Genomic DNA, 21,988 nt, shown 5'->3' with positions numbered 1-21,988 from the left:
GACCTGGCGTGCCGGCTGCGGCCGGCACGCTGCCAAGAGGAGAGATGTTTGCCATGAAGCGTAGGGAATTCATCGCGGCCAGTGCCGCTGTCGCCGCCAGCAGCCTGCTGCCGCAGACCCCGGCATGGGCACGCGGACGCAAGGTGCGCCTGGCCATGATCGGTACCGGCATGCGTGGCCTGGTGCTGCTGAAGGAACTGGTGCGCCGCGACGACGTCGAGGTGGTCGCCGTCTGCGATATCGAGCCGATCATGCTCGGCCGCGCCGTGGAGATGGTCAGCAAGGCCGGCAAGCCGGCGCCGAAGACCTATGGCCAGGATCGCGATACCAATGCCTGGAAGCGCCTGCTGGATCAGAAGGGCATCGATGGCGTGATCATCGCCACGCCGTGGGAATACCACGCACCGATGGCGATTGCCGCGATGCAGGCCGGCGTAGCCGTGGGCTGCGAAGTGGTGGCCGGCATCACCCTGCAGGACCACTGGGACGTGCTGAAGACCCAGCTGAGCACCGGCACCCCGTACATGCTGCTGGAGAACGTCTGCTACCGCCGCGACGTGATGGCCGCGCTGCAGATGGTGCGCCAGGGCCTGTTCGGCGAGCTGGTGCACCTGCAGGCCGGCTACCAGCACGACCTGCGCGGCGTGAAGTTCAATTCCGGCGACCCGAACCAGCCCTACGACAGTGGCGTGGAGTTCGGGCCAAAGGGCTGGAGCGAGGCCCGCTGGCGCACCGAGCATTCGGTGGAACGCAATGGCGAGCTGTACCCCAGCCACGGCATCGGTCCCTGCGCGATGTACACCGGCATCAACCGCGGCAACCGCTTCACCCATATCAACGCCTTCGCGACCAAGGCGCGTGGCCTGCACGAATACACCGTGGCCAAGAGTGGCGGCACCACGCATCCCAGCACCAAGGTGAAGTTCAAGCTGGGCGACATCGTGACCACCACGCTGGCCTGCGAGAACGGCGAGACCATCCTGCTGCAGCACGACACCTCGCTGCCGCGCCCATACTCGATGGGTTTCCGCGTGCAGGGAACCAAGGGCCTGTGGATGGATGTGAACCATTCGATCCACATCGAAGGCCGCAGCCCGCCGCATCAGTGGGAAGAGTTCAAGAAGTACCAGGACGAGTACGAACACCCGCTGTGGAAGCAGAATGCCGACACCGCTGCCAGTGCCGGCCATGGTGGCATGGACTGGTTCGTCATCCATGCGTTCGTCGAGGCGCTGAAGGCCAAGGCGCCGATGCCGATCGACATCTACGACGCAGTGACCTGGAGCGCGATCACGCCGCTGAGCGAGCAGTCGATCGCCAACAGCTTCCAGACGCTGGAATTCCCGGACTTCACCGCCGGTGCATGGAAGCAGCGCAAGCCGATTTTTGCGTTCGACGGCAGGTACTGAGGTTTACCCCTTCCATGCGGTGACGGAAACGCCGGGCCATGCCCGGCGTTTCTGTTTCTGGGGCATTCGCCTTGTAGAGCCGAGCCCACGCTCGGCTGCATTTCCGACACGCCCCCCTGCATCAGAAATTCTGAAACTCGACTCATTCCACAGTTTTTGACTTGAATGTGTAAACCACATCGGAGATAACGTCCCCCATGCGGCCACGCCGCATTCCGGACCAGGGACGATCCGAAGCATGACGTGAGGCTGCTGCTGCCCCACGTTCTCGTTCCCGCCGGCGCTGTGTCCGTCCAGGAAGGAGAACAGGGATGTTGAAGGCAGACTCTGGCACTTCGCTCATCAGTCTGGCGCTGTTCGTGCTGGCGTGCTCGACGTCTAGCGTGCAGGCGCAGGAGATCGAGAAGAAATGGGAAAGCTACTTCTCGATGGGAGAGCCCCGTTCCACAGAGGCGGCTGTCCAGAAAGACATACGGGCCTTCTTCGCCGAATATGAGGTCGATAAGCCTTTCGTTTGGGAGGTCAAGCGCCAGAGGGCCCTTCCTAACAAGACGATCTATGACTATCGCGTCAAGCCCGAGAAGATCGTCACCACGGATTGGGTGTATGAGCAGAACCATCAGAAGTACACCACGGAGGATGCCGTCCGCAGCATGTTCTTGTCGAAGAATGCGAGCGATCCGCGGTGCGCTGCCACCGTCATGACTGAAGAAGCCTGGGAGGAGGTTGGCGGGCTTGGAGTGGGAGATGACGGTAGCGTCATCAACGAAAGCAAGCGCTACAAATTCGTCAAGAACATTTACTACGAGGGGACCAAGTCCTGCTCGGAGCTGGTCTTTTGGGACAACGCATATCGGAGTAGAACCGCAAAATGCATGAATCACCCCACGATGATGTGGGACGAGAACCTGGGCATGTGTGCCCTGATCCAGCAGGACGACCCAAACATGGCAATGCTGCTGGCCTACTGGACTTCTCCGCTGCCGCCGCAGCAGTGCAAAGTCGGTAATCCATGCGACCCCACCACCGGCGACAAGTCTCAGCCGGAAGCGGACCTTGATCTCGGGTGGGTCCGCTTCGATCGCCAGTATCATTCCTTGACCAGCACCAGCGGCGGAGCCATTGGCCAAGGATGGACGCACTCGCACAATATTCACTTGACGCTAGGCGTCGACGACACGAGTTTTCCGCCGAGTTCGGAAGTCCAGGTGGGTCTGATTGACGCTGAGGGTGGCCAGCTTGCCTTCAGGAAGGTGGGAGCGGCGTATGAGGCAATGGATGGCAGTGGCGACCGCATCGCTCAGCAGGGGAGCCAATGGCTGCTGTCGCGAGCTCAGGAACGCATTCGGTTTGATGCCACGGGCCTGGTACAGCGCCACGAGTTCCAGGACGGAACCTCGCTGACCTATGCACACGACAGCCGTGGTCGCCTGCTCAGCATCACCCATTCAACCGGTCGACGTGTGGATGTCCAGTATCTCGCGCCAGCCGACGATTCACTGATCTCGGCCCTGGTGGTTGCAGGCCAGCCTGTGGTGAGCTACGCCTATTCCCCGGCCGGCGAACTGATCAGTGCGACCTACGCGGACGGCGCCAACCGCACCTATCACTATGAGGACACCCGTTTCCCGGGATACCTGACCGGCGTTACCGCCGAAGACGCCCGGCGCTACAGCTGGTTTGGCTATGACGCCAAGGGGCGGGTCACCTGCAGCCGCCATTCCGGTGATTGCAGCCAGGCCGACGTGGGCATTGATGGCGTGCGCCTGGAGTACACCCCGGCAGGAACCACCATCGTCACCGACGCACTGGGCAAGCAGAGCACCTACGCCTTGACCGCCATCGGGTCCAGTGGCCTTCCGCGCAAGGTCAATGGCATCACCGAGAGCAACGGCAGCATAAGCCGCGCCTATCTGCCCGAGGGCACCGATTTCCGGCGTCGGCTGCAGTCGGTGACCGATCGCCGTGGTGTCGTCACCAGCTACGCCTATGCCGAGGCCAGCGATGCTGCCGTAGGCGCCGTCAGCGTGACCACCACCACCGAAGCGGCCGGCACTCCGGATCAGCGCATCAGCGAAACGCGCGTTGCCATGGACAGCAATCGGCTGGTGCAGCAGACCGTCGGTAACCGTGAGATCCGCATCACACGCAATGCGCGCCTTCAGCCGACCACCATCACCGTGCGCGACATGGTGACCGGTGACACCCGCGTCACCACGCAGGTCTACTGTGAGGCAGAGGGCCCGGAGTGCCCGCTGGTGGGACTGCTGCGTAGCGTGGATGGCCCGCGAAGCGATGTGGTTGACGCCGTTACCTATGCCTACTACACCGCGGACGACGCGGGATGCGCGGCCAATGGTACCTGCAGCTATCGCAAGGGTGACCTGCGCAGCGTGACCAATGCGCTCGGCCAGACGGTTGAGACCCTGGCCTACGACGCGTTGGGACGGCCGTTGTCGGTGAAGGACGCCAACGGCGTGGTCACTGACTACACCTACCATGCCCGCGGCTGGCCAACCTCGGTCACCGTGCGCGGCGCAACTACTGTCGAGAATCGGGTCACCCAGATCAGCTACTGGCCGACCGGCCAGGTGCAACAGGTCACCGAGCCTGACGGCAGCAGCGTCACCTATGTCTACGACGCAGCGCAGCGCCTGACCGACATTGCGGACAGCAGCGGCAATACGATCCACTACGCGTTGGACAACGCCGGTAACCGCCTCAAGGAAGACACGCTGGATGCCAGCGGCACCCTGCGCCGTACCCTTGCACGGACGTTCAACACGCTCGGCCAGCTGACCGCGCTGAAGGATGCGGGCAATCACGCTACGGGCTTTGCCTACGATGCCAACGGCAACCCGCAGACGGTGACCGACGCACTGCAGCGCGTGACCAGCCAGCAGTACGACCCGCTGAACCGCCTGGCCCAGACCCTGCAGGACGTGGGCGGCGTGGCGGCGGAGATCCGCAGCCAGTACAACGCGCTGGACCAGGTCACCCAGGTCACCGACCCGAAAGGCCTGCATACGACCTATACCTACAACGGGTTCGGTGACCTGACCGGCCAGGTCAGCCCGGACAGTGGCGCCAGCAGCTTCACCTCAGATGCAGCCGGCAACCGCAAGACGGCCACCGATGCGCGTGGCGTCACCGCCACCTATCACTACGATGTACTCAACCGTCTGATCGGCATTGCCTATCCGGATCCCAATCTGGATGTGGGCTACAGCTATGACGTGGCGCCAGCGGTCTGCACCGCCGACGAGCGCTTTGCCAAGGGACGACTGGGGCAGGTGCTGCACGTCAATGGCAGCACCCAGTACTGCCATGACCGCTTCGGTCAGGTCACCCGCAAGGTGCAGACGCTCAATGGGGTGGCCAGTACCCTGCGCTATGCCTACAGCAAGTCGGGCCGCCTGACGGCGTTGACGTACCCCGATGGCAGTGTGGTCGACTACGTGCGCGATACCCAGGGGCGCATCAGTCAGATCGGCCTGACCCGGCCCGGCCAAGCCCGCCAGATCGTGGTGAACAACGTGACCTACGCAGCCTTCGGCCCGGCGACCGGTTGGACCTATGGCAACGGCCGCCAGCTGCAGCGTCCGCTGGATCTGGACTACCGCCCGCAAGCGGTGCACGACCCGGCCGCAGGCGGCCTGTCGCTGGGCTATGGCTATGACCCGGTCGGTTCAATCACCGAACTGAAGAACGGCGCGGGCTCGGCGGTGCTCGCCAAGTACGCCTACGACACGCTGGGCCGCCTGACCCAGACCCAGGACGGCACGACCGGCACTCCGATTGAAACCTATGCGTATGACGCCACCGGCAATCGCATCGCATTGACCACCTCGGCAGGCACCGCCAGCTACACCTATCCAGCAACCAGTCATCGCCTGACTGCAGTGGATGGTGAAACGCGCAACCATGACGCGGTGGGCAATACCACCAGTATCGGCAGCAAGGCGTTCACCTACAACGATGCCAACCGCATGAACGCGGTGAAACAGGGCAGTACCGTCCTGGAAAGCTACGCCTACAACCATCGTGGAGAGCGCGTGCTACGTACCCCGGCCGGTGGCGCAGCTCAGATCACGCTGTACGACGAGACAGGGCAGTGGCTGGGTAACTACTCGGCCACGGGCCAAGCTCAGCAGCAGGCGATCTGGCTGGACAACTACCCGGTGGCGCTGATCAACGTGCCGGCTACCGGCGTACCGGAACTGGCCTACGTGCAGCCGGATCATCTGGGCACACCGCGCGTGGTGGTCGACCCAGTGCGGAATGTCGCGATCTGGGAGTGGAGCAACAAGAGCGAGGTGTTCGGCAACCAGATTCCGAGTGCTGATCCGGATGGCGATGGTGTGGCGTTCGAGCTGGCGCTGCGATTCCCGGGCCAACAGGCGACGAATGCGAGTGGGTTGTTCTACAACTACCAGCGGGAGTATGACCCGGCAGCGGGGCGCTATTCGCAGAGTGATCCGATTGGATTGGAGGGTGGAATATCCGCTTTTCTTTACGCGCATGGGAATCCGTCGGGTAATGGTGATCCCTATGGTTTGAAGACAACAGTTATTGTCACTTCAAAATTGGGCATAGGCACCCATGCTGCCGTGCGTGTCGATGGCAAGGATGGGGAGGGAGTTTTGTATGATCCGGCCGGAGGCTATCCAGGTGCCAACCCGAATGCGCCCACGCGCGGAACCGGCGACATATTTTCAGGTGTTGACGCCAATCTCACGAGTTTCGTGAATCATCATTTGGCTGAAGGGTCAACGGTATACACGCTCAGCTTTGATACGACTGAATATAGCGAGCTTCAGATTCAAGACTATGCCGAGCAGCTGGGGACAGCGACCGGAGGGCTTTGCGCCATCCAAACATCCTCCGCAATCAATGGAGTTGGACCATTTAAGAGTCTCGGTGTTAAATTTACGCCTGCAACATTGGGTAAGTCTTTGTCAAAGCTTCCCGGAATTAAGGTCAGGGTCTATTCTCCAAAGAGGTGATTCAATGGGGGGGCGGAATTTACTCTATTCTGGGATTTCACTGGTCATCTCGATGGTGATGTATGTTGGAATTCCGGAGCCTCTATGGGATATGTATCAGTTTGATACTGATAGGTTGTTTCCTTGGTTGTATCTGGCAGGCTTGGTTCTATTTGGTGTATTGCTCAGGCCCTATGGAAAGGGGAGTTTTTGGAAATGCGCGGCCTGGGGCGGGGGTGTTGGCATGGTGGCTGGAGTTTTTGCTCAGGCGATAGTAATTTTCGTTGAGCGTGAAAGATTTTCTTCGTTCAATGCAGATTTCATGTGGCAGGCGTTGGTGTCGTTCGGAATTATAAGTGCTGTTTTAATGACGCCGGTTTGGGGTGCAATTTCAAGTGCTGTGTCCTTCTTGCTTTTAAACCGAAAGGCGGGTGCGAGTACGAAGAAATAGCATTGCGCTCAGCTGGTTAATGAAAGGGGGTCTGGAGTCGTTTGGAAAATCGGGTATTTCACCCCGATCCGTCTCCGGCAAGCGAAGGAATCTGTGGATTCAGTGCTGGCGCGCAACGCCTTCAGTCCTGCTCCAGGCCGGTTTCGGTTTGCAGCGATAAGAGGTAGTCCTTGAAGACCTGACCACCGGCGCTGGCAGCGACACGTTCACCTACAACGATGCCAACCGCATGAACTCGGTGAAGCAGCGCAGTAGCGTTCTGGAAAGCCAGAGTTACAACCACCGCGGCGAGCGCGTGCTGCGCGTCCCGACCGGTAGCGCGGCTCAGATCACCTTGTATGACGAAGCAGGGCAGTGGATGGGTAACTACGCGGCCACGGGGCAGGCGCAGCAGCAGGGCCATCTGGCTGGATAATTGCCCGGTGGCGCTGATCAATGTGCCGGCTACCTGCGTGCCGGAACTGGTCTACGTGCAGCCGGATCATCTGGGCACACCGCGCGTGGTGATCGACCCGGCGCGGAATGTCGCGATCTGGGAGTGGAGCAACAAGAGTGAGGTGTTCGGCAACCAGATTCCGAGTGCGCTCCGTTGTCAATGCCGGGTAGATCACCTGTTAGGCCGGTGACCTCGAGGCTGCCCCATGCGCAGCACACCGAGCCGGGTCGGTCGCGCGCGGCCCGGGCCACCGAAGCCCCATCCAAGCACCCCTCCCCCTGACGTGGTATTTCTCTAACAGACCATGGGTACGCACGAACGGGCTGCTCAGGCTCAGCGGGTTGCGTGAGCCGGTGTCCAGCCACAGGCGAAGGGGGATGCCGTCAAGCTCGCCATTCAGTACCGGCGCACGGTCATCTAGTTCGAACGGCGGCGCCACCCCGATGGAGGGTGGCGGATAGTGGCCTGGCCGGGTGAAGCTGAGCGCGCGCGCCATAGTCGAGGGTGGTGACGAAGCGCAGGAAGTGGCGTCATGCGCGCAGTGTTGATGAAGCACGTGGCAACGTCCCGCGCGGGCTGGCGACGTGCAGGCAACACAGGGGAAGATGGCGCGCCCGGAGGGATTCGAACCCCCGACCAATGGCTTCGGAAGCCACTACTCTATCCGGCTGAGCTACGGGCGCGTTGTAGAACCGCCGCGCCATCGACCAGTGCCGGGGCGGGCATCGCAGCGCCATGAAGCGGTGCGGGACCGGCATTCTATCCAGTTTCGCCGAACAAATCTCCCCCCACGGGCAAAGCCCTGCCAGAGGGGCAGGAGTATCCTATCGCCATGGCTGATACCCCCCTCACTTCGCCGCAGTCGCCGGCGACGCCGCGTTGGCGGCATTACTGGAGTCTGATGCGCGCTGATCGCCCGATCGGCACGCTGCTGCTGCTGTGGCCCACCTGGTGGGCGTTGTGGCTGGCCGCGGGCGGCCTGCCGCCGCTGTGGACGCTGTTCGTGTTCACCGCCGGCGTGTGGCTGACCCGCTCGGCCGGATGCGTCATCAACGACTACGCCGACCGCTGGCTTGACCCGCATGTGGAACGCACCAAGGCGCGTCCGCTGGCCACCGGCGCAATCAGCGGCCGTGCCGCGCTCGCCTTGTTCGCCGTATTGATGCTGGTGGCGTTCGGCCTGGTGCTGACCCTGAACGGGCTGACCATCGGCCTGAGCTTCATCGGCGTGTTCCTGGCGGCCAGCTACCCGTACCTGAAGCGCTACACCCATCTGCCGCAGGTCTATCTGGGCATGTCGTTCGGCTGGGGCATCCCGATGGCGTTCGCCGCGGTGCAGGGCGAGGTGCCGATGCTGGGCTGGCTGCTGTATGCCGGCAACATCCTGTGGTCCACCGCCTACGACACCTGGTACGCCATGGTCGACCGCGAGGACGACCTGAAGATGGGCTCGCACTCCACTGCGATCCTGTTCGGTGACCTGGATCTGGTCATCCAGGGCGTGCTGTACGCGCTGTTCCTGGCCACCATGGCGTTGGTTGGCGTGCGCGGCGGGCTGGGCGGCTACTACCTGGCCGGCGTGGCCGTGGCTACGGTGCTGGTGGTCTACGAGTTCTGGATCTGCCGCAACCGCGAGCGCGGCCCCTGCTTCAAGGCGTTCCTGCACAACAACTGGGTGGGTGCCGCGCTGTTCGCCGGCATCGCCGTGGATCTGGCGCTGCGTTGAGCCCAAGGTGAGGTAGAGCCGGCCGCTGGCCGGCTGCAGCCGTGCGCGATCCCGAGGTTGCCGGCCAGCGGCCGGCACGACCATCCTCCGCTACCTACGACCAATAGGTGGCTGACAGCCCGCACCCCACCGCCCAGAATCGAACCATCGAACCTGGGAGGGTAGGCGATGGCCTCGACGGCAGCAGTACAGGACGGCTGGATGGCGCGCGCAGCGCTGCGCTCGGCCGCCTGGGCGGAAAGGTGGTTCCCCGATGCGTACGTGTTCGCGGTGCTCGGCGTGGTCATCGTCGCGCTGGCTGCGATGAGCTTCGGCTCGACCCCGCAGGCCACCGCCAGTGCCTTCGGCGACGGCTTCTGGAGCCTGATTCCCTTCACCATGCAGATGGCCTTCGTGGTCATCGGTGGCTACGCCGTGGCGACCGCGCCGGTGGTCGCACGCTTCATCGATTTCCTCGCCCGGGTGCCGCGCACCGGCCGCGGTGCGGTGGTGTACGTGGGCCTGGTCAGCATGCTGGCCTCGCTGCTCAGCTGGGGCTTCTCGCTGGTGTTCGGCGGCCTGCTGGTGCGCGCGCTGGCGCGCCGTACCGAACTGCGCATGGACTACCGCGCGGCCGGTGCTTCGGCCTATCTCGGCCTGGGTGCGGTGTGGGCAATGGGGCTGAGTTCGTCTGCCGCACAGCTGCAGGCCAACCCGGCCAGCATGCCGCCAGGGCTGGTCGAGATCACTGGCGTCCTGCCGTTCACCGAAACCATCTTCCTGTGGCAGTCGATCGCGCTGACCGCAGTGCTGATCCTGGTCTCGCTGCTGATCGCCTGGTTGACCGCACCGGCCGCCGGCAGTGCCCGCACCGCAGAAGACTTCCCCGGCGCCGCGCAGGCCGAGCCGGAGCCGCTGCAGCGTCGCACGCGCCCGGGCGAGTGGCTGGAGTACAGTCCGTTGCTGACCGTACTGCTCTCGCTGCTGGCGTTCGGCTGGCTGTTCAACGAGTTCGCCAACAAGCCGGTGGTCACCGCCATCGCCAACCTCAACACCTACAACTTCCTGTTCATTTCGCTGGGCCTGCTGCTGCACTGGCGCCCGCGCAGCTTCCTCAACGCGGTGGCCAAGGCGGTACCGAGCACCACCGGTGTGCTGATCCAGTTCCCGCTGTACGGTGGCATCGCGATGATCCTCACCCACGCTGCCGGCGGTGACGGTCAGACCCTGGCGCACCGGCTGTCGAGCCTGTTCGTGCACGTGGCCAGCACCGATACCTTCGCGCTGGTGATGGGCGTCTATTCGGCGGTGCTCGGCTTCTTCGTGCCCTCCGGTGGCGGCAAGTGGATCATCGAGGCGCCGTACGTGATGCAGGCCGCCAACGAACTGAAGGCGCACCTGGGCTGGGCGGTGCAGGTCTACAACGCGGCCGAAGCGCTGCCGAACCTGATCAATCCGTTCTGGATGCTGCCGCTGCTGGGCGTGCTGGGCCTGAAGGCGCGGGACATCGTCGGCTTCACCTTCATCCAGCTGCTGGTGCATATCCCGCTGGTGCTGGGCCTGCTGTGGCTGCTGGGGATGACCCTGGCGTATGTGCCGCCGGTGATGCCCTGAATGCAGGGTTGGCTTCCCTGCGTGAGCCGGGAAGCCAGCCTCGTTCAGCGCGTGTTTCCGGCGGCGAACGCCATGAATGCGTGCAGGCTGACGAAGGCATGAGCACATGCCGAACCCGCATGAATTCTTCAGCTGCTTGTGCCGCAAGGGCTTCTGCGCGTTCATTCACAGGCGTACACACAGATGTAGCCGCCCACCCACGCCTGATTAACCATTCGCTGCAGACGATGGCCACGTCCACCGCATTCCGCGAGTGGCTTTGGAGATCGGACATGGCACAGCAGAACCAGAACCCGAACCAGAAGCAGCAGGGCCAGCAGAACCAGCAGGATCAGCAGCAGGGCCGTGGCCGCGACCAGCAGCAGCAACAGCAGCAGGAACAGCAGAAGCGCAACCAGAACCAGCAGCAGGGCGGCCACGACGAAGAAGAATGACCGCGTTGCGCATGCAACGTGACCGGCAAGGCCCCGCCCCGTGCGGGGCTTTGCTTATTCCAGCACGCCGATACGCTGCAGCACCGGCGCTGCCGACATGTCGTTCGGATTGGTACCGGGCTGATCCTGCGGCACGTCCATGCCCATGCCGCGATACAGATCCACCCAGTGCTGGGCGATCTCCCCGGTCTGCGGGTTGCGGAAGTTCATCGGCTGCAATGCGAACACGTGGTGCGCACGGAAGGCGCGTTCGATGAAGTCCGAGCAGTAGTAGCTGTCCTCGCTCAACACATACGACGTGTTGTACGGCTTTCCCAGCATCGTGCGCGCGGTGGCGACCGCATCCCTGATGGCCGCCTGCTGCGGCGCGCGCAGGCGATAGACCACGATCTGCCGTTGCTTGGCGCGCGCCTCCTGGCGGAACTCGACCAGCGATTGCCGGCGCGATCCTTTCTCGTCCGCATGCAAAACCTCCCAGCCCTTCGGCGTGGAAGCGACCAGGGCAACGTGATCGAAGCTGAGCGCGCCCTGCTTGCCGGTGGCATCGTCGATGGCCGCACTGAGGCCGCTGCGGCCGGCGGTGACGAACAGCAGATCGCCTTCATGGACATCGACGGCCAACGCCACAGTCGGCCACAGGGCGGGCAGCAGCAGGCCGATCAGGAGCAGGAGGCGATGCATGAGGACTCTCGGACAGGCGGAATGCCGGAATTGTAGGGTGCGCGGTAGCATGGAGCGACCGGACCGGATTCAGGATGAGCCCATGTGTCGATACCGTTCTGCCGTTCTGCTGACGCTTGCCTGCGGCGTGGTTCTGGCTGCCTGCACACCAGCGCCGCAGACAGCGGCCGAGGCGGCGCCTGCTCCAGCCGTGCCTGCTCCAGCCGCGCCAGCGACCGCCGCCGAGCCCACACCTGCGGCTGCACCCAGTGAATGCCCCTACCCGGAATTCGATACGTTCCTGAAGCATTTCGGCAACGAGATCGCGCTGCAGGAAAAGACCACTGCCGATCCGCTGCTGGACAGCTACATCGATGCGGAGGCTGAGCCGGAACCGCGCAAGGTGGAAAGCCGGCTGGCGCTGGCCGATGTCGAGTGGCCGGTGATGCCCGATCCTGCCGCATTGGCCGGGCAGGGCCGCGAAATGCAGGTCAGTGCCCTGGCCGATGGGCAGCGGCAGGTGCAGGTCCGCACGCCGGACAGCAGCGACCAGCAGACCTATACCTTCGCGCAGGCGCCGTGCTGGACACTGGTCAAGCGTGAGGATGAGTCGATCTGAGGCCTGACTCGGCACAGGCGAGCCGGGCGGCTGGCTGCTAGGCTCGAAGCCTGGTCCAGGCAGGGAGACGCCGATGCAGGCTTTCAGGAAGCGCACTACCACCGCCGCCGTCGCCGCCGTATTGGCGATAGCCCCCTTCAGCGGCGCCCAGGCACAGTCGGTGCATGCCGATGACCGCGCCTACTTCGCCAATGCCACCGCCGAACAAGCCGCGCGCGACGCGCTGGGCAAGCGCGTCGAGGCCCTGCAGCAGGCGTCCACCCTTGCACCGGCGGAACGCTTCCAGCAGGCCGAGGCACTGGAGGCGCAGTGCCTGCGGCATCTCGGCTACCTGCACCTGCAGTCCGCCCGCAACGCCCGCGATCATCGCCCGGCCCAGGCGATGGACCAGGCAATGGGGCTGTGCAGCCGCATCGCCCGCAGCGGTCGCGCTGCACTGCGCGAGGCGCCCGCAGATGCGACGTGGGCAGCACCATATGGCTTCCTGCGCGCACGTGCGTTGAAGGAAGCCGCCACCCCGGCCAACGCTGTGCTGGACGAGGCCGTGGAGGCATTGGCCGATCCGGCGCTGGACAGTTTCGCGCGCCTGCGCGGGCAGATCCTGCGCAGCGCCGAGTACCCGCAGCTCGAGCACGGCGGTCGGCACTGGGACACGGGGCGCGACAAGCAGGCGCTGGCCCAGCAGCCCGACCGCGCTCTGCGCGAGGCCGGCTGGAAGGGCTACTGGCAGGGGCTGCACTCGCGTCGTGAGCCGATGGCGTCGGTGCTGCTGGGGCTGGTGCAGGTGAATGACGCCGCCGCACGCCTGCAGGGCGATGGCTCGGCGCCGGCACACGGCTACCAGCGCATGGGTCTGGATACAGCGGCAGTGGATGCGACGCTGATTGCAATCGAACAGCACGCGGGGGACCGCCGCGCCTACCAGGACATGCTGCTGCACCACGCTGCGCGATCCGGCATCGACGCGCCGCAGATCTGGGATACCACGGTGCCCGATGCCGGCTACACGCCACCGGTGCTGACGCTGGCGCAGCTGCGCGACAGCGCCGCCGATGCCATGCAGCACCTGGGGCCGGCGTACGTCGCCGAACTGCGCGCGCTGCTCGATCCGGCCAACCAGCGTATGGATCTGGCCTCCGAACGCGGTGACCGCAGCCAGGACGCGTTCTCGGTGAGTGCTCCCGGTGTGCCGGCAATGCTGTTCGTTGGCGTGCGCCGTGGCGATCTGGAAAGCGATGTCGAAATCGCGCATGAAGCTGGCCATGCCGTGCATGGCGAGTGGATGCAGCGCGGTCATGCGTCGCCGCTGCAGCGCAATGGCAGCCAGTGGCTGACCGAGGCGTTCGCGATCTACAACGAGCTGCGCTTCCGCGACCAGCTGTACCAGCAGGCACAGGACCCGCGTGCCAAGGCCTACTACCTGAAATCGCTGCTGGACGACATGGTGCTGCAGCTGTTCACCTCTTCCGAGGAAGCGCAGCTGGAGCAGTCGATCTACCAGGGCGTTGCCGCCGGCACGCTGGGCACCGCCGATGACCTGGACGCGCTGACCGGGCAGGTGCTGGCGCGCTTCGGCCAGCAACCGGAGCGCTACCCGCAGCTGCGCAACACCTGGATCGGCAAGCGCCTGATGTATGAAGACCCGAACTATCTGGTGAACTACCTGTATGCAGGGCTGCTGGCCGTGCAGCTGTATGTGCAGGACCAGCGCGACCCCGAAGGGTTCCGTGCGCGCTATCTTGCCGTGCTTGGCGAGGGCTTCGATCGCGCGCCGAACGAGCAGGTGGCGCAGCTGTTGGGGCACGCGCCTGACTGGGCGGCCCTGGTGGATGCCGATCTGCAGGTGTTCAACCAGGAGGTCGCGCAACTGCAGGCGCTGCATGCGCGGATCGAGGCAGGGCAGGGTACGTGAGCCTGCTGCGCGCAGGACGGCAGACCGCAGCCATGACGTGGCTGTTGTTGCTGCTGTGCCTGCTGCCGATGGCGGCGCTGGCGGCGATCCCGGTCCCGGCGCTGGACGATCCCGTGGTGGACACCTCCAACGCGCTGTCCGCTGAAACCCGCGCCACCCTGCGCAGGCAGGCGCTGCAGCTGCAGGTGCAGAAAGGTGCACAGCTGCAGGTGCTGGTGGTCCCCAGCGTGGGCAACGAGGGCATCGAGGCCTACGCACAGCGGGTGTTCGATCAGTGGCAGCTGGGTCGCACCGGTGTCGACGACGGTGTGCTGTTGCTGGTGGCGGTGCAGGACCGCCGCGTACGCATCCAGACCGGCTATGGCCTGGAAGGTGCGTTACCGGACGCGTACGCCGCTCGCATCATCGACAACGCGATCGTGCCGCGCTTCCGTGAGGGTGATTTCGACCAGGGCGTGCTCGATGGCACGACGATCATGGTGGCGCTGATCGAAGGCGAGGACCTGCCTGCATGGGAAGAACCGTCGGCCAGCAATGTGCTGCCTGCGGACTGGCGACGCGCAGACTCGGTGGTGGCGTTGACCCTGCTGGCCGGCTTCCTGGCCGGGCTGTGGCGCTCGCCGCCGCCCCTCCCGCCGGCGAAGACCGAGGACGATTTCAGCGGCAGCCGTCGGGAGCGGCGGCGCAAGGCGCTGGCCGCCAATGCGTCGGCACCGAGGCCGAGCTGGCCGACCTTGCCGGCCTGGGGGCGTCCGATGCTGCTGACAGCGGTGGTTGCCGCAGGCGCGCTGTCCGTGGCGTTGCTGCTGCCACGCCACCTGCTGCCGGGCCTGTGCTTCGTGATGGCGCTGGGCGTGCCGGTGGCGGCCCTGCTCGGCTGGTGCTGGCGTCGCAGCCGTGGGGTGCGCATCGTCCTGTGTGGCATGCTGGTAACCGGCGCGGTCTTCCTGGTGCAGGCGCTGCTTCGTGGCCAGCTGCCACCGAGCCTGGCCCGGCACCTGCTGCTGCAGGCCGCCGCGGGCGTTGTCACCCTGATGGTGTTCCTGCTGGTGCAGGCCTGTCGCACACGCTGGAAGAAGAACCGCAGCAGCTTCGTCGTGCGCATGACGGTGCTGGTGCTGTTGACCCTCGGCTACGCCGCGGGTGCGTTGCTGGCGATCCATCGTGCCGAAGGGCACGATCCACGTCTGCTGGCAATGATCGTGTCCGGTGTGTGTGGCGTGTTGCTGTACTTCGTATGGTTGTTCACCATGCTGCCGGGCGAGCGCGCGCATGGCCGGGTTTCGTCACGCCGTGAGCGCAGCGCGTCCAGTTCGTCATCCAGCAGTTCGTCGTCGAGCGGCTCCAGCAGCTGGTCCGGAGGCGGTGGCCGCAGCGGCGGAGGTGGTGCGTCGGGCAGCTGGTAGATCAGGTCGCCTGCACCCGCCAGCCGAGTGCAGTGTCCTCCACAACACCCGGGCCGGCCACGTCGCCGACCTGCAGCAACAGGCCCTGCGCATTGGGCAGGTCCTTCTGCTCGGGGAACCAGCGCCGGTCCGCAGCGACCACGATCAGCAGCCCTTCGTCGTCGCCCATCGGCGCGAACTGCGGCGAAGGCGGGCTGATCGGTTGCAGGCCAAACCGCAGGCTGGACTGCTCGCGCACAGCATCGACATCGTGGCTGGGCAGGCCGACCTCGCTCAGGCAGGTCAGTTCGCTGCCGTGGAAAGCGCCCTGATGCGTACTGTCCGGCAAGCGGCGGCGGCCGATCAGTTCAAGGATCAAACCATCGGGGCCGGTGAAGTACACCGACTGCGACTGCCAGCTGCTTTCCAGGGCGAAATAATCCAACCCTGCCGGATTGCGCTGCAGTGGCGTGCGTTCGCGCAACCAGGTCATTGCCTCGCCAAAGCGGTTGTCCGGTACGTTGAAGGCCAGGTGCACGCCTCCGACCGGACGTCCTTCAGCGGGCTGCAACTCGATCGTGCTCCAGCCGATGTGCACATGATTGCCGATCACGCGCTGCTGCAGCACATCGCGGAAGTAGCTGGCCACGGTACCAACATCGGATACCGGCAGCGTGAGGTGCAACAGGCGCATGATCGATCCTCCGTGGAGCGCACGCACCGAGTGTAGACCTGGCGGGATTGCGTGGGTGTCACCGCGGGCGCAACGATTCGTTACGGTGGGTGCCGCGCTCGAAGATCACTCCACTGGCAGCCAGATTTCCACGCCGCCGTTGCCGCTGTGCTCATCGAAATGCATGTCGTAGCGTTCCAGATCGGGTGCATCGGCCAGGCTGAGACCGGAGCCGGGCAGGTAGTGATCCAGCAGCCAGAACCAGGTCGAGCGGATGGTCGAGATATGCCCGCCGTGCCAGGCCACCAGGTAGCGACGCGGCGGAATGTCCACGCGTTGCCAGTGCGCAGGTACGCTCGGCACCGCGCTGGCCGGCAGTGCGGCGATGTAGTCCAAGCCGCCATCGTCATCACTGTTGCAGCACACGCCAAAGCTGACCGGTGCAGGCGTCGGCCATTCGCGGTTGAGCTGCGCCCACTGTCCGGGTATCGCACCACCGCTGCCGCGGGTATGCCGCATGCCGATACCCACCAGCTGGAAGGCGGGCGTGTCGAGCAGGCGCGGTGCCTCATCGCAGGGTACAGGCGCCTCGTCCACGCGGATCGCCTGCACCAGTACCAGGCCGTCGGTGCCCTGTTCGCGTACCCGCTCCGGTGTCTGCCCGAACTGGTCGCTGAAGGCACGGGTGAACGCCGCATGGGTGGTATAGCCGGCCCCAAGCGCAACCTGCAGGATGTCGCCTGCGCCGTCGGCCAGCCGCTGCGCGGCCGCGGTCAGGCGCCGTCCGCGCAGGTAGCGCACCACCGAGGTACCGGTGCGGGCCTGGAACAGGCGCGACAGATGAAACGGCGACAGCCCCGCCGCAGCAGCGACGTCGGCCAGTGCCAGCGGTCGATCCGCATGGGTTTCGATGTACCACAACGCCTTGCCTGCCGCACTCATCCTGCCGTTCCCCGAATCCAGTGCCCGGCACAGTAGCGGATCGGCAGGTTTGGCGTTTAGCAGTTCTTGCGGTGCCGGGGCTTTGCGTGTGCCTGCATACCGGCAACAATGCCCGCATCATGGATGAAGGGGGAGGTAAGGGGCGTGCGATCGACGACGTGGGATGCCAGCCCAATGGAGCCGGTCCAATGATGGACATGGTGGTTAACCAGTGGCTGTTGCCCTGGCTGTTGACCCTGGCATTGCTGCTGCTGATGTGGCGCTGCGCGCCGTACTGGAAGGGCAATCCCTGGGTGTACCGCGCCGGCTTCGCGCTCCTGGCCGGGCTGCTGACACCGACGTTGCTGCTGGCCGGTCATGGCGTTCTGCCGGTTCCGACCATTGGGGGACTGGTGACGGTGTTGCAGCGGTTGGAGTGCATCGGCGATCTGGACTTCAACATCCTGGCGGTCGGCACCGACAACATCTGGTTCCTGTTCACGCCGTTCCAGATGGTGTCCATTGGCATGCTGTTCTTTCCACTGCGGACGGCCCGGCCGGCCCGTCTTGGCTTCGGCGGCAAGACTACGGACTAGCCCCGGCACACCGCTGGTGGACTCTGGTAGGTGCCAACCCTGGTTGGCACATTCCGACCGTGCCGGGAAATCTTCCGCCGGGCATGGCCCGGCGCTACTGCATCCTGGGCGCCGCGTATCCACGCATGGCGTGGATCTACTGCTCTGGTAGGTGCCAACCTTGGTTGGCACTTCCTTGCACCTACCGCTCGATCGCCGGTAACGCGTCCGATAACAACAGCCGGTCGATCCGGCGCAACGCGCTTTCCAGTTGCCTGCGGTCCGCTGCCAGCCCCAGCGACAGCCGCACGCCATTCGGATGCGACACGCCTGGCGGGCAGAATGCCGATGATGGTGCGATCGCCAGCCCCTGCAGCTGCGCGGTACGCACCACGGCCGCATCGGTCCACGGCGCCGGTATCCGGCACCAGGCATGCAGGCCTTCGGCACGCTGCAGCAGCGATGGCGCCAGCAGGTGCCTCGCCATCCATATGCGCTCACATGCCTCGCTGCGTACCTGCGCCAGCAGTGACTGTGCCGAGCCATCCAGCAGCAGCTGGCTGGCCAGCGCTGACACCAGTGGATGGCCCATCAACCGCGTTGCCCGCAGCGCGGCCGTCATCGCCTCGGCGTGTGCGGCACTTGGGCAGTGCACGAAGGCGGTGCGCAGGCCGGGGCTGATCACCTTCGACAGCGTCGCCACATAGAACACGTGGCGCGGTGCCAGCGTTGCCAACGGTATCGGTGCATCTTCGGCGAGGTGCCAGTAAGGATCGTCCTCGATCGCCAGCAGGCCTTCCCTCTCCAGAGCACGCGCCAGCGCCTCGCGCCGCTGCAGCGGCAGGGTCAGCGCGGTCGGGTTCTGGCAGGTGGGGTTGAGATAGACCAGCCGTGCACCGCTACTACGTGCCTGTCGCAGCAGCGCTTCGGGGCACATACCGTGTTCGTCGCTGTCCACCGGCAGCAGCCGCCGGCCCAGTGCGGCGGCGGCCTGCAGCAGGCCCGGATAGACCAGCGCATCGCAGAGGATCGCATCGTCGTCGCGGCCCTGGCTGACCAGGATCGCTGCAAGCGCCACCTGCGCCCCTTCAGTCAGCAGCAGGCAGGCGTCGTCCACCTTTCCCAGCATCGGCTGCAGCCAACGCGCCGCAGCATGGCGATCAGTGGGGTTGCCACCACCCAGGTGATAGGTCATCAGGTTCGGCGCGTTGCTGCGTGCAAGCACGGCGGCGGCACCGCGGCGCAGGGTCTCGGCCAGCGCATCGGCGTCGGGCACCGGCGGCACGTTCATGCTCAGGTCCACCACCTGGTCGAAGCCGGCCTTGGGCGGTGCGATGAAACTGCCCTGTGGCCCGCGTGCTTCGATCAGGCCGCGCTTGCGTGCTTCATCGAAGGCGCGGGTGACCGTGGTCAGGTCGATACCGAGCTGCTGCGCCAACGCGCGCTGCGAGGGCAGGCGCTGGCCCGGCGCGAGGCCACCGCGGCGCACTGTACGCTCCAGTGAATTGACGATGCGCAGGTAGATCGGCCCGTTGTGCGCGAGCACGTCCTGCACCCATTCGCGGGCTGCGACATCCGGTCGCGGCATGTACGGAGCATGTCGGGGCGTATCGTTGCTTCCAACGGCGGGAGCCTGTCCATAACCATCGGTCGGTTCGGACAGGTGACCGCCGTTGTTGTTTGCGGCGGCCGCACCGGCCAGCGTCAGTGATGTCATTGCGCGTCCTCAGCGCTTGGCCTGCCAGGGGCAGTAGCAGCCCACGGCAAGCAGTCCCTTCGGGCGCACGGTCTCGCCGCGCACCAGTCTGTCCAGCAGCGGTTCGACAAAGCTGTTGGCCGAGTTGCAGACCATGCCGATGCTGTACGGGCCGGCATAGGCGAGGTGGCCCCGGCGGTCCCAGATCGCCACTGCAGGGCTGGCCGGAATGTGCTCGATGCCGTCGATGGTCGGCAGGTTGATCACCTTGTTGCGCAGAGGCTCGGGCAGCTCACCCTGCGTACCCGGGCGGCGGATCGCATAGAAGTCGATGCCGGCGCGGCGGTACATGCTGATCAGGTAGCTCAGGTGCGCGCCGGTCTCGCGGTTGCACACGCCGCAGGCCGGGTCCCAGAAATGCACCACGCGGATGCGGCTGGTATCACCGGCCAGATCGGCCGGCAGGCGCAGCTGCGAATCATCGAAGACGATGGCCTGTTCGGTGAACGTGGACTGTGCGCTGTAGCCGAAGTACTGCCACAGCGCAGCCGCCACGCCGGCCATGAACAGGCAGGCGAGGGCGATCATCGTCGGCAGCAGCCAGCGGCGACGCGGCGCGGCTGCGCCCATCAGGACGCTTCCCCGCCGAACTTGTGCACGTACTGCTTGCGCATCTCGCGGCAGGAGTCGGCCTGCGCGCGACGCTGGATCTCGCTACGCGAGGGATCCTCGCTGCGCTGCACGCACTGCTCGATGGCGTGGCGTTCGGCGGCCTGCACGTCCACGGTCTGCGGCTGCAGGCAGACCCAGGCCAGCGCGGCCAGCATCAACACCACAAAGCCACCGCACCCGGCCATCACCAGGTGGAACTTCAGTTTCTCGGCGCGCATCGATGCACGTCCCTTCATCCATACATTGCATACAAAATATCATCTTGTATGGATGCAGCGCTATGCGTCCGGTTCAGACGATGGCGTTGTGCCGGGCCTCGGGGGCTTCGGACAGGATCTCGTTCAGCTTGGCCAGCGCCCCGGCCAGCGCGCCCTGGTCGACTGCGCCTCCCAGCGACAGGCGGATCGCGTTGCCCGGCGGCGGCTCTTCCACGCTGAAGGCATCCGAGCTGGCGATGCCCAGGCCCTGTTCCTGGGCGGCCTGGATCAGCCGGTACTGGTCCAGCCGTGGCGGCAGCGGCAGCCACACATGCAGGCCGGCCGGATGCGCCTGGGCGCGGGACGGCAGGTACTGCGCGGCAATCGCCTGGCGCTCGCGCAGTTCCTGCTGGAAGCGCTGCACCATGTCCTGGGCCTGGCCACTGCGGATCCACTGCGACGCCACCGCCACCATCGACTGGGTCGGCATCAGCGCGATTGCGCGCAGCGCATCCAGCACCGGTTCCATCGGCTCGCCGGCCGGCACCACCAGGTAGGCGGTGCGCAGGCCCGGCGCCAGGCACTTGGACAAAGTGGAGATGTAGTAGACCGGGCAGCCGGCGTCGCGGTGGGCGGCCAGCGGCGGTGCGGCGTCTCCGGCCAGCAACCAGTAGGGATCGTCTTCGATCACGGTCAGATCGTGGCGCTTCGCAACCGCCAGCAGGGCCTGCCGACGCTGCGCCGACATCGTCGCCGTGGTCGGGTTCTGGATGGTCGGCACCAGGTACAGCAGGCGTGGGCGACGCAGCTGGCAGGCCTCCTCGAGCGCCTCCGGCAGCATGCCCTCGGCGTCCATCGCCACCGGCACCACGCCCCGCTGCAGCACGCGCGCGGCGGCCAGCAGGCCCGGGTAGGTCAGCTGCTCGGCGGCGATCAGCTCGCCCGGCTGGGTGCGGGCCAGGATCAGCGCGCACAGCGCGGTCTGCGCGCCGGGACAGATCACCACCTGGTCGGCACCGACCGTGCCCAGCATCGGCGCCAGCCACTGCACCGCGGCGGCGCGGTCCTCACGGGTGCCGGCGCCGACGTGGTAGCTCATCAGTTCGCCCTGGCCCAGCTGCTGGCCCACGTGCTGGAAGCCCGCCTCCATGCCCTGTGCGAACGGCGCGCTGCCCAGCAGCGGCGGGATGTTCATGCTCAGGTCCACCGAGGTGCTGCGGTTGCCGGCCGACAGCGCGATGAAGGTGCCACCGGCGCCCTGCGCATCGAGCAGGCCGGCCTGGCGCAGCTCGGCGAAGGCACGGGTGACGGTGGTCAGGTCCACGCCCACCTGCTGGGCCAGGTCGCGCTGCGGCGGCAGCCGGTCGCCGGGACGCAGCACGCCGTCATCCACCGCCTCGCGCACCTGCTGGGCAATCTGCAGGTACAGCGGGCCGGCGCCCTCGCGAAAGGGGCGAACCCAGGTGCGATTGGGGTGTTTCAGGCGGCGGCCGGCGGCAGGTGGCGTCATCGGTCAGTTTTTTCCATACGTGCAGATGCACAAGTCCATACAATGCTGTATCTTGTATGGGCTTGATTGGAGTGGTTCGCCTGCTTGTAGGCGACCTCGTACCCACAGTGTAGCCGCTCCACGCCCGGGCGCTG

At 65.4% G+C, this 21,988-nt stretch carries 17 protein-coding genes, 1 tRNA gene and 1 pseudogene; 11 read left to right on the top strand and 8 right to left on the bottom strand.

Annotated features, from left to right (window positions below; all coding sequences use genetic code 11):
- Positions 1 to 53: 53 nt before the first annotated feature.
- From ACZK4H_RS20670 to ACZK4H_RS20655, 4 genes and pseudogenes are all read left to right on the top strand, one after another.
- On the top strand, positions 54 to 1,409 hold the full coding sequence (locus ACZK4H_RS20670) for a Gfo/Idh/MocA family protein (protein WP_099554871.1): 1,356 nt from the start codon (positions 54 to 56) through the stop codon (positions 1,407 to 1,409).
- Between the two features lie 311 nt (positions 1,410 to 1,720).
- Entirely contained in the window at positions 1,721 to 6,415 is a 4,695-nt protein-coding gene (locus tag ACZK4H_RS20665) for an RHS repeat-associated core domain-containing protein (RefSeq protein ID WP_099554813.1), read from the top strand.
- A 52-nt stretch (positions 6,416 to 6,467) separates the two neighbouring features.
- Positions 6,468 to 6,845, top strand: a complete 378-nt coding sequence (locus tag ACZK4H_RS20660; protein WP_143567701.1) for a hypothetical protein — start codon at positions 6,468 to 6,470, stop codon at positions 6,843 to 6,845.
- A gap of 181 nt (positions 6,846 to 7,026) precedes the next feature.
- A pseudogene (locus ACZK4H_RS20655) lies at positions 7,027 to 7,429 on the top strand (RHS repeat domain-containing protein); the annotation flags it as partial.
- Between the two features lie 458 nt (positions 7,430 to 7,887).
- Here ACZK4H_RS20655 and ACZK4H_RS20650 read toward each other — a convergent pair.
- A tRNA-Arg gene (locus ACZK4H_RS20650) sits at positions 7,888 to 7,964 on the bottom strand.
- Positions 7,965 to 8,113: 149 nt separating this feature from the next.
- Between ACZK4H_RS20650 and ubiA the strand changes: the two genes are divergently transcribed.
- From ubiA to ACZK4H_RS20635, 3 genes are all read left to right on the top strand, one after another.
- Positions 8,114 to 9,007, top strand: a complete 894-nt coding sequence (gene ubiA, locus ACZK4H_RS20645) for a 4-hydroxybenzoate octaprenyltransferase (RefSeq protein WP_049461703.1) — start codon at positions 8,114 to 8,116, stop codon at positions 9,005 to 9,007.
- A 168-nt stretch (positions 9,008 to 9,175) separates the two neighbouring features.
- Positions 9,176 to 10,600 (top strand): short-chain fatty acid transporter, encoded by a 1,425-nt coding sequence (locus ACZK4H_RS20640; RefSeq protein ID WP_197577837.1) that lies wholly within the window; start codon positions 9,176 to 9,178, stop codon positions 10,598 to 10,600.
- Between the two features lie 272 nt (positions 10,601 to 10,872).
- Positions 10,873 to 11,034, top strand: a complete 162-nt coding sequence (locus tag ACZK4H_RS20635) for a hypothetical protein (protein ID WP_010482135.1) — start codon at positions 10,873 to 10,875, stop codon at positions 11,032 to 11,034.
- A 54-nt stretch (positions 11,035 to 11,088) separates the two neighbouring features.
- Here ACZK4H_RS20635 and ACZK4H_RS20630 read toward each other — a convergent pair whose 3' ends face one another.
- A complete protein-coding gene (locus ACZK4H_RS20630; protein WP_099603857.1) occupies positions 11,089 to 11,715 on the bottom strand; it encodes a YiiX/YebB-like N1pC/P60 family cysteine hydrolase in 627 nt (208 codons plus the stop codon).
- An 82-nt stretch (positions 11,716 to 11,797) separates the two neighbouring features.
- On the opposite strand from ACZK4H_RS20630, the gene ACZK4H_RS20625 reads away from it, so the two are divergent.
- The 3 genes from ACZK4H_RS20625 to ACZK4H_RS20615 all read left to right on the top strand — a co-directional run bounded on the left by ACZK4H_RS20625 (position 11,798) and on the right by ACZK4H_RS20615 (position 15,631).
- On the top strand, positions 11,798 to 12,313 hold the full coding sequence (locus ACZK4H_RS20625) for a hypothetical protein (RefSeq protein ID WP_099554818.1): 516 nt from the start codon (positions 11,798 to 11,800) through the stop codon (positions 12,311 to 12,313).
- A gap of 73 nt (positions 12,314 to 12,386) precedes the next feature.
- Positions 12,387 to 14,225 carry a M3 family metallopeptidase gene (locus ACZK4H_RS20620; RefSeq protein WP_099554820.1) on the top strand — a complete coding sequence of 613 codons (1,839 nt, stop codon included), beginning with the start codon at positions 12,387 to 12,389 and terminating at the stop codon, positions 14,223 to 14,225.
- Between the two features lie 32 nt (positions 14,226 to 14,257).
- On the top strand, positions 14,258 to 15,631 hold the full coding sequence (locus tag ACZK4H_RS20615) for a TPM domain-containing protein (RefSeq protein ID WP_099554822.1): 1,374 nt from the start codon (positions 14,258 to 14,260) through the stop codon (positions 15,629 to 15,631).
- A gap of 1 nt (position 15,632) precedes the next feature.
- On the opposite strand, the gene ACZK4H_RS20610 is transcribed toward ACZK4H_RS20615, so the two are convergent.
- Together ACZK4H_RS20610 and ACZK4H_RS20605 are read right to left on the bottom strand one after the other, a co-directional pair.
- The gene (locus ACZK4H_RS20610) at positions 15,633 to 16,304 is read right to left on the bottom strand and encodes a VOC family protein (RefSeq protein ID WP_099554824.1); all 672 of its coding nucleotides are present in this window, start codon (positions 16,302 to 16,304) and stop codon (positions 15,633 to 15,635) included.
- A gap of 105 nt (positions 16,305 to 16,409) precedes the next feature.
- A complete protein-coding gene (locus ACZK4H_RS20605) occupies positions 16,410 to 17,225 on the bottom strand; it encodes an AraC family transcriptional regulator (protein ID WP_099554826.1) in 816 nt (271 codons plus the stop codon).
- Between the two features lie 86 nt (positions 17,226 to 17,311).
- Here ACZK4H_RS20605 and ACZK4H_RS20600 point away from each other — a divergent pair, with 86 nt between their 5' ends.
- Complete coding sequence (locus tag ACZK4H_RS20600; protein WP_239503758.1) at positions 17,312 to 17,800, top strand: hypothetical protein; 489 nt, start codon at positions 17,312 to 17,314, stop codon at positions 17,798 to 17,800.
- 181 nt (positions 17,801 to 17,981) lie between these two features.
- Here ACZK4H_RS20600 and ACZK4H_RS20595 read toward each other — a convergent pair whose 3' ends face one another.
- Genes ACZK4H_RS20595 through ACZK4H_RS20580 form a run of 4 tightly spaced genes read right to left on the bottom strand, consistent with a single transcriptional unit; the run spans position 17,982 to position 21,854 of the window.
- Positions 17,982 to 19,496: an aminotransferase-like domain-containing protein gene (locus ACZK4H_RS20595; protein ID WP_099554831.1), complete on the bottom strand. Its 1,515-nt coding sequence runs from the start codon at positions 19,494 to 19,496 to the stop codon at positions 17,982 to 17,984.
- A 9-nt stretch (positions 19,497 to 19,505) separates the two neighbouring features.
- Positions 19,506 to 20,105: a DUF6436 domain-containing protein gene (locus ACZK4H_RS20590; protein WP_099554832.1), complete on the bottom strand. Its 600-nt coding sequence runs from the start codon at positions 20,103 to 20,105 to the stop codon at positions 19,506 to 19,508.
- Positions 20,105 to 20,383, bottom strand: coding sequence for a hypothetical protein (locus tag ACZK4H_RS20585; protein ID WP_012481502.1), 279 nt, complete (start codon positions 20,381 to 20,383; stop codon positions 20,105 to 20,107). Before ACZK4H_RS20585 ends, ACZK4H_RS20590 begins: the two co-directional genes overlap by 1 nt.
- 55 nt (positions 20,384 to 20,438) lie before the next feature.
- Positions 20,439 to 21,854 (bottom strand): aminotransferase-like domain-containing protein, encoded by a 1,416-nt coding sequence (locus ACZK4H_RS20580; protein ID WP_099554834.1) that lies wholly within the window; start codon positions 21,852 to 21,854, stop codon positions 20,439 to 20,441.
- Positions 21,855 to 21,988: the final 134 nt, after the last annotated feature.

This window comes from Stenotrophomonas sp. 78350_Sma (assembly GCF_056482105.1).
The sequence above is the reverse complement of the archived record's forward strand: the minus strand, read 5'-3'. Positions and strand labels throughout refer to the sequence as shown.

Excerpts from the sequence above, each read along its gene's own strand:
- ACZK4H_RS20585 (WP_012481502.1), bottom strand. The coding sequence starts at position 20,383 with ATGAAGGGACGTGCATCGATGCGCGCCGAGAAACTGAAGTTCCACCTG.
- ACZK4H_RS20660 (WP_143567701.1), top strand. The coding sequence starts at position 6,468 with ATGGTGATGTATGTTGGAATTCCGGAGCCTCTATGGGATATGTATCAG.
- ACZK4H_RS20620 (WP_099554820.1), top strand. The coding sequence starts at position 12,387 with ATGCAGGCTTTCAGGAAGCGCACTACCACCGCCGCCGTCGCCGCCGTA.
- ACZK4H_RS20595 (WP_099554831.1), bottom strand. The coding sequence starts at position 19,496 with ATGACATCACTGACGCTGGCCGGTGCGGCCGCCGCAAACAACAACGGC.
- ACZK4H_RS20590 (WP_099554832.1), bottom strand. The coding sequence starts at position 20,105 with ATGGGCGCAGCCGCGCCGCGTCGCCGCTGGCTGCTGCCGACGATGATC.
- ACZK4H_RS20665 (WP_099554813.1), top strand. The coding sequence starts at position 1,721 with ATGTTGAAGGCAGACTCTGGCACTTCGCTCATCAGTCTGGCGCTGTTC.
- ACZK4H_RS20630 (WP_099603857.1), bottom strand. The coding sequence starts at position 11,715 with ATGCATCGCCTCCTGCTCCTGATCGGCCTGCTGCTGCCCGCCCTGTGG.
- ACZK4H_RS20640 (WP_197577837.1), top strand. The coding sequence starts at position 9,176 with ATGGCCTCGACGGCAGCAGTACAGGACGGCTGGATGGCGCGCGCAGCG.
- ACZK4H_RS20605 (WP_099554826.1), bottom strand. The coding sequence starts at position 17,225 with ATGAGTGCGGCAGGCAAGGCGTTGTGGTACATCGAAACCCATGCGGAT.
- ACZK4H_RS20670 (WP_099554871.1), top strand. The coding sequence starts at position 54 with ATGAAGCGTAGGGAATTCATCGCGGCCAGTGCCGCTGTCGCCGCCAGC.
- ACZK4H_RS20610 (WP_099554824.1), bottom strand. The coding sequence starts at position 16,304 with ATGCGCCTGTTGCACCTCACGCTGCCGGTATCCGATGTTGGTACCGTG.
- ACZK4H_RS20580 (WP_099554834.1), bottom strand. The coding sequence starts at position 21,854 with ATGACGCCACCTGCCGCCGGCCGCCGCCTGAAACACCCCAATCGCACC.
- ACZK4H_RS20635 (WP_010482135.1), top strand. The coding sequence starts at position 10,873 with ATGGCACAGCAGAACCAGAACCCGAACCAGAAGCAGCAGGGCCAGCAG.
- ACZK4H_RS20625 (WP_099554818.1), top strand. The coding sequence starts at position 11,798 with ATGTGTCGATACCGTTCTGCCGTTCTGCTGACGCTTGCCTGCGGCGTG.
- ubiA (WP_049461703.1), top strand. The coding sequence starts at position 8,114 with ATGGCTGATACCCCCCTCACTTCGCCGCAGTCGCCGGCGACGCCGCGT.
- ACZK4H_RS20615 (WP_099554822.1), top strand. The coding sequence starts at position 14,258 with ATGACGTGGCTGTTGTTGCTGCTGTGCCTGCTGCCGATGGCGGCGCTG.